General features: G+C 53.1%; 1 rRNA gene. It reads right to left on the minus strand.

Going from position 1 to position 375, the window contains the following annotated elements:
* Positions 1–375: ribosomal RNA gene (locus ACSNOG_RS33025) — 23S ribosomal RNA — on the minus strand; the annotation flags it as partial.

Genomic DNA, 375 nt, shown 5'->3' on the forward strand with positions numbered 1-375 from the left:
CGGTTTCGGGTCTACGTCCACATACTAAAGCGCCCTATTCAGACTCGCTTTCGCTGCGGCTACGGCTTCTCGCCTTAACCTTGCATGGGAACGTAACTCGCCGGTTCATTCTACAAAAGGCACGCCATCACCCATAGATCGGGCTCTGACTTCTTGTAAGCACACGGTTTCAGGTTCTATTTCACTCCCCTTCCGGGGTGCTTTTCACCTTTCCCTCACGGTACTGCTTCACTATCGGTCGCTAGGGAGTATTTAGCCTTAGCAGATGGTCCTGCTGGATTCATACGGGGTTTCACGTGCCCCGCACTACTCGGGATCCGTCTCGGAGGGTTCACATTTTCGATTACAGGGCTTTTACCTTCTATGGCCGGCCTT

The organism is Streptomyces sp. URMC 124, from assembly GCF_051386455.1.
Taxonomy (GTDB): Bacteria; Actinomycetota; Actinomycetes; order Streptomycetales; family Streptomycetaceae; genus Streptomyces.